This is a genomic window from Cupriavidus sp. WS (assembly GCF_000395345.1).
Taxonomy (GTDB): Bacteria; Pseudomonadota; Gammaproteobacteria; order Burkholderiales; family Burkholderiaceae; genus Cupriavidus; species Cupriavidus basilensis_B.
On the sequence record NZ_AQPL01000286.1, the window covers coordinates 1 to 4824 of the forward strand.

A 4824-nucleotide genomic window follows, 5' to 3' on the forward strand; every position below is an offset into this window, starting at 1 on the left:
GGGCCGCTTCATCCGGCACAGCGACGGCAGGTTCAGGTCCCGCGCCGGCGTCATGCCGTCGAAGCGGAAGCCGTACTGCGTGCCTTCCACGCCGACCTTGACCGTCTTGCCGTCCACCGGCGCGATGGTCGACACCACCTGCGGCATCAGCAGCTGGTGGTCGCCCTTGCGCATCAGCACCTCACCGACGGCGGAGCGGTACTGCATGCCTTCGAGCGCCAGCGCGACGCTGGCCGCCTCGTCGGACTGCGCGCGGCGCATGGCCTCGCCGAGCATCTGCACGGCGATCAGCACGCGCGGCGCGAAATACTCGCCGGCCGGGGTCTGCCGCACGCGCGCGGCGAGCGCGTTGAGCGCCGCGTCGTCGCCGTTGGGCATGTACTCGGCGACCCAGGTCAGGCGCGCGTTCCTGGCCTGCGCCACGGCCGCCACCGTGCCGGGCGCGCCGCCGCCGCTGTTGTTCAGGTAGTTCAGCGCATAGCCGGTGTCGCCGGCGGCCTTGACCAGCAGGCTCAGGTCCTGGCCCCAGTTGCCCGTGACCACGGTATCGGCGCCGCTGGCCTTGATCATGCCGACGTAGGGCGCGAAGTCCTTGACCCGGGCCAGCGGATGCAGCGCCTCGCCGACGAACTCCACGTCGGGCCGCGCGTTGGCGATCATCTGCCGGCCCAGCGCCGCCCACACGCGCCCCTGGGTGTAGTCCTGATTCAGCAGGAAGACCTTGCGCATGCCGCGGTCGCCGCGCGCGAACTCGGCCAGCGCGCGCATCTTCATGGCCGCGTTGGCCTCGGTGGAGAACAGCCAGAAGCTGCAGCGCATGCCGGTCAGGTCCGGGTCGAGCGAGGCGTAGTTGACGACCAGGATGCGCTGGCCCGGGTTGCGCTCGTTGTGGCGGTTGACGGCCTCGACCAGCGCGCTCACCACTGGCGAGCCGGAGGCGCCCGTGAACACGATGCGCACGCCGGCGTCGATGGCGCCCTGCAGCGCGGTCAGGCTGGCCTGCGGCGAGAGCTTGTTGTCATAGCTGAGCAGCTCGTACTTGCGCCCCAGCACGCCGCCCTGGGCGTTGGCGTCGTCGAGCGCGAACTTCAGGTTGGCCAGGAAGATCTCGCCGACGTTGGCCAGCGGCCCGGAAAGCTGGTCGATGAACGCGACCCTGATCGGCCCGGCCACCGGCGGCGCGTCCTGCGCGCGGGCCGGCAGCGGCAGCGCGGCGGCCAGCGTGAGTACCGCCGCCACCGCCATCGTCGCCAGCCGTCCGGCCATGCCGGCCGGGCGCATCCACTGTCCAAGCATTGCTAACCCCCTTGCGTCGGTTTTCCGGCTGGTCCCGCGTGTCCCGCGTGTCCCACAGGTGTCGATGCGGCGGCGCGCCGGGGTTGGTTGCCCGGGTGGCGCGGGTCGCCGGCGATGCGGCCGAAGGCCCGCCCTTCGATGCGGACCAGCGCGGTGATCATGCCGCCCCCGCAGGCGGCGCGCAACTCCGGCGCCCGCATGCGCTCCGGTTTCCCGTGACCGTGGAAGCCCTGCGTCCGGGCGCGGGAAGAGCGGATTCGCTCCCGTACGTGTCCGGGGAAATCTACTCTTTGGTACGTTCATATACCATTGGGTATGATGCTATGGACAATGCCGGGTCAGGTCAAGCGCAGTGCCTTTGCCCGCCCGTCCCGCCCCCGCTGCATGCGAGAATCGCATCATGCCGACTGCACAGAAAACCGTTCCCGCCGAGGTGGTTCCGGAGGTCGCTCCCGACGCCGCGCGCGCGCGTTCGCACATCGCCGAGCGCCAGGAGGCGCGCCGCCGCCAGATCCTCGATACCGCCGCGCAGTTGTTCTACACCAAGGGCTATCCCGGCATGACCATGAACGACCTGTGCCGGGCGCTGGGCGTGACCAAGCCCGCGGTCTACTATTACTTCACCGACAAGTACGAGATCTTCGACATCCTGTGCCGCGAGTCGGCGCAGACCTGCCTGCCGGTCATCCGCGAGACCGCGGACCCGGCGCTGCCGGTGCGCGAGCGCCTGCATGCCTGCCTGCTGGAAATGGCGCGCCGCTGCATCGACTGCTACGTGCCGGCCACGCTGAGCTTCCGCGACAACCAGTACCTGCGGCCCGAGACCGTGGCATGGCTGGGCAGCATGGCGCGCGCGTTCTACCGCGATCTCTACGCGCTGCTCGAGGAAGGCCGGCGCGCCGGCGTGTTCCGCTACGGCGACGCGCGCGTGACCGCGCACGCGATCGGCAGCGTGGTCGGTTTCATGTACACCTGGCACGAGCCGGACCGCCTGCCGCCGCGCGCGCTGGCCGAGGAACTGGCGACCAACATGATGAAGATGGTGCTGCCGGTGGAAGCCTGACTAGGGAATTCCCGCGGGCCGCCTGAACTGTGCGCTAGACTTCACGTCAAACCACGGAGTTTGCCCAGAGGACTTCATCTAACGTGTTGTCTTAACAGGGTGTCGCGTTTAGCATCTGTCGAAAATCGAACGACCATTCAGAAAATCAGGAGACGGTGCATGGAAAGACTATGGCTTAAGCACTACCCGGCGGGCGTGCCCGCCGAGATCGACGGCAGCCAGTACCGTTCGCTGGCCGCCCTGCTTGAGGAATCCTTCCGCACCTACGCCGACCGCCGCGCCTTCGTCTGCATGGACAAGGCCATCACCTACGGCGAACTCGACCGGCTTTCGCGGCAGTTCGCGGCCTGGCTGCAGACGCGCGGCCTCAAGCCCGGCGCGCGCGTGGCCATCATGATGCCGAACGTGCTGCAGTACCCGGTGGTGCTGGCCGCGGTGCTGCGCGCCGGCTACGTGGTGGTCAACGTCAATCCGCTCTACACCCCGCGCGAGCTCGAGCACCAGCTCAAGGACAGCGGCGCCGAGGCCATCGTCATCCTGGAGAACTTCGCCACCACGCTGCAGCAGGTGCTGCCGGTCACGCCGGTCAAGCACGTGGTGGTGGCCAGCATGGGCGACCTGCTGGGCGGCCTGAAGGGCGCCATCGTCAATTTCGTGGTGCGCAACGTCAAGAAGATGGTGCCGGCGTGGGAGCTGCCCAACTGCGTGCGCTTCAACACCGTGCTGCAGGAAGGCAGCCGGCTGGAACTGAAGCCGGCCAATACCGGCCCGGACGACATCGCCTTCCTGCAGTACACGGGCGGCACCACGGGCGTGTCGAAGGGCGCCGTGCTGCTGCACCGGAACATCGTCGCCAACGTGCTGCAGTCCGAGGCGTGGATGCAGCCGGCGCTGGCCAAGGGCGCGCCGATGGAACAGTTGATCACCATCACCGCGCTGCCGCTCTATCACATCTTCGCGCTCACGGTGTGCTGCCTGCTGGGCATGCGCGGCGGCGGCCTGGGCGTGCTGATCCCCAATCCGCGCGACATTCCCGGCTTCATCAAGGAGCTGCAGAAGTACAGGTTCAACACGTTCCCGGCGGTCAACACGCTCTACAACGCGCTGATCAACAGCCCGGACATCGGCAAGGTCGATTTCTCCGGCCTGCGCGTGGCCAACGGCGGCGGCATGGCGGTGCAGGAGGCGGTCGCCAAGAAGTGGCTGGAGAAGACCGGCTGCCCGATCATCGAGGGCTATGGCCTGTCGGAGACCTCGCCCTCGGCCACCTGCAACCCGACCGACACCGACGCATTCTCCGGCACCATCGGCCTGCCGCTGCCGTCGACCGAGATCGCCATCCGCGACGATGACGGCCGCGACGTGCCGCTCGGCCAGCCCGGCGAGATCTGCATCCGCGGCCCGCAGGTGATGGCCGGCTACTGGAACCGCCCCGACGAGACCGCCAAGGTCATGACGCCGGACGGCTTCTTCAAGACCGGCGACATCGGCGTGATGGACGCGCGCGGCTACACCAAGATCGTCGACCGCAAGAAGGACATGATCCTGGTGTCCGGCTTCAACGTGTACCCCAACGAAATCGAGGGCGTGGTCGCCGAATGCCCGGGCGTGCTGGAAGTCGCCGCCGTGGGCGTGCCCGACGAGCACTCGGGCGAGGTGGTCAAGCTGTTCGTGGTCAAGCGCGACCCGGCGCTGACCGAGGCCGAGCTGATCGCCTTCTGCAAGGAGCGCCTGACCGGCTACAAGCGGCCCAAGTACATCGAATTCCGCGGCGAGCTGCCCAAGACCAACGTGGGCAAGATCCTGCGCCGCGAACTGCGCGACAGCCGCAAGGCGGCATAGGCAGGCGCCCGTGCGCTCGTCGGATGTCAGGTTGCCGACAGCGTTTCTATAACCAGGGGTTTTGCGCCCCTCTCCCGCACGCGGGAGCGGGGCGACCAAGAAGCGGTAAAGCCGGCCCCGTCGGCAACGCATCGGCCTCCCGCCAGGGAGGCCGTTTTCATCGGGTCGCCGCCGACGCCATCGTCAGTTCAGCATTCGGCCGACGGCACGATGCGCGGCGCCGTCCCGTCGTCGGGATAGATCATGCGCACGCAGGCGCCGGCGTCGAGTCCCGGCGCCGCCGGGCCGCTGACGGTGGCGAGCGGGCTGTCGTCCAGCGCCGTCACCTTGTACTGGTAGAGCTCAATCTGCGGCCGCGGCTGCGGGTTGAGCAACTGGTTCAGGTTCACGGCGAAACCCATGCTCATGCCGCCGCCGCCCCAGCCGTTGCCGCCGGCCGCGCCCACGCCCACGGCGGAGCCGAAGGCGCCGGTGCCGGGCGCGTCCACGGTGCCGGCCGCGGTCTTCTCGCTGATGTGGCCGAGCCTGACGGTGTAGTCGAGCGGCGTGACCTTCGGCTGCGGCGGGCCGCTCTGGCAGGCGGCCGCCAGCAGCAGCGGCGCCAGGCAGGCGGCCAGCCGCAG

General features: G+C 68.9%; 4 protein-coding genes. 2 read left to right on the forward strand and 2 right to left on the reverse strand.

Features of this window, described 5'->3' with window-relative positions; genetic code table 11:
* The coding region (locus K206_RS39010; RefSeq protein ID WP_081651482.1) for a branched-chain amino acid ABC transporter substrate-binding protein at positions 1-1266 on the reverse strand (1266 nt) is incomplete at its 3' end.
* A 430-nt stretch (positions 1267-1696) separates the two neighbouring features.
* Between K206_RS39010 and K206_RS0122805 the strand changes: the two genes are divergently transcribed.
* Positions 1697-2359, forward strand: coding sequence for a TetR/AcrR family transcriptional regulator (locus tag K206_RS0122805; protein ID WP_043367005.1), 663 nt, complete (start codon positions 1697-1699; stop codon positions 2357-2359).
* Positions 2360-2518: 159 nt separating this feature from the next.
* Positions 2519-4201 (forward strand): long-chain fatty acid--CoA ligase, encoded by a 1683-nt coding sequence (locus K206_RS0122810; RefSeq protein ID WP_029043955.1) that lies wholly within the window; start codon positions 2519-2521, stop codon positions 4199-4201.
* A gap of 188 nt (positions 4202-4389) precedes the next feature.
* On the opposite strand, the gene K206_RS43810 is transcribed toward K206_RS0122810, so the two are convergent.
* A partial coding sequence (locus K206_RS43810; protein ID WP_020204709.1) for a hypothetical protein occupies positions 4390-4824 on the reverse strand: 435 nt, incomplete at its 5' end.

What these genes read in the sequence shown, in the direction of transcription:
- K206_RS0122805 (WP_043367005.1), top strand. Translation starts at nt 1,697, where the DNA reads ATGCCGACTGCACAGAAAACCGTTCCCGCCGAGGTGGTTCCGGAGGTC.
- K206_RS0122810 (WP_029043955.1), top strand. Translation starts at nt 2,519, where the DNA reads ATGGAAAGACTATGGCTTAAGCACTACCCGGCGGGCGTGCCCGCCGAG.